Origin of the sequence: Rhodococcus artemisiae, from assembly GCF_036327795.1 — a bacterium.
Lineage (GTDB): Bacteria > Actinomycetota > Actinomycetes > Mycobacteriales > Mycobacteriaceae > Rhodococcus > Rhodococcus artemisiae.
Map to the genome: position 1 here is coordinate 1 of NZ_JAUTXY010000050.1, position 1084 is coordinate 1084.

The 1084-nt window shown below is 73.8% G+C and carries 1 protein-coding gene; it reads right to left on the minus strand.

Features of this window, described 5'->3' with window-relative positions; translation table 11 throughout:
* Nucleotides 1-1084 (minus strand): NAD(P)/FAD-dependent oxidoreductase (locus Q7514_RS33115; RefSeq protein WP_330137392.1); only part of this gene is annotated, 1084 nt, incomplete at both ends.

Sequence of the window (1084 nt, forward strand, 5' to 3'; positions counted from 1 at the left end):
CCCGTCTCGGGCAGGGTCAGCTCGACGCGGGCGGCGGCATCATGATCACCGGCCAGGGCGGCGGCGATGCTGCGGACCTGCTCGTAGCCGGTCATCGCCAGGAACGTCGGGGCCCGCCCGTAGCTCTTCATCCCGACCACATAGAAGCCCGGTTCGGGGTGGGTGAGCTCGGCGGCCCCGTGCGGGTAGACGGTCCCGCACGAGTGCACGTTCGGGTCGATCAACGGGGCGAGCGCGGTCGGGGCCTGCAGCACCGGGTCGAGGTCGAGGCGGATTTCCGAGAGCCACGACAGGTCCGGCCGGAAGCCGGTGGAGGCGATGATCTCGTCGACTGCCTCGATGCGGGCGCCGGTATCGGAGACCAATGCGACCTGACCGTCGGTGGCGGGTTCGACGGCGGCGGTGCGGAACCCGGTGACCACGGTGAGCAACCCGTCGTCGACGGCCTTCTTGGCGCGCAGTCCCAGGGCGCCGCGGGCGGGCAGTTGGTCGTCCTGGCCGCCGCCGAACGCGGCGCCGATCTCGCCGCGGCGCACCGCCCAGGTCAGGCGGGTGCCGGGGGCGGTGCGGGCGAGCTCGGCCAGCGCCACGATTGCGTTGAGTGCCGAGTGGCCGCTGCCGGCGATGACGGTGTGGCGGCCGGCGTAGCGGGTGCGCACCGCATCGTCGCCCAGGTCGGGGACGCGGTAAGTGATCTTCTCGGCTGCGGCGCGTTCCCCGAGGGCGGGCAGGCCTTCGCCGCCGAGCGGGTTGGGAGTGCCCCAGGTGCCGGAGGCATCGAGGACGGCGCGGGCGAGCAGGCGGGTGTCCGTGCCGTCGCGGTGGCGCACGTGCACCGACAGGGGTTCGGTGTCGCGGCCGGCGTCGACGATGCGGTCGCGGCCGCGGCGAGCGATGCCGACGACCTCGTGATCGAGGCGGACCGCGTCACCGAGAGCATCCGCCAGTGGGGTCAGGTACTGCCCGGCCCAGTCCTGGCCGATGGGGTAGGCGTCGTCGTCGGGCGCGGTCCAGCCGGTGGTGTCGAGGAGGCGGCGGGCGGCGGGGTCGATCAGTTCGGCCCAGCGGGAGAAGGTGCGGACGC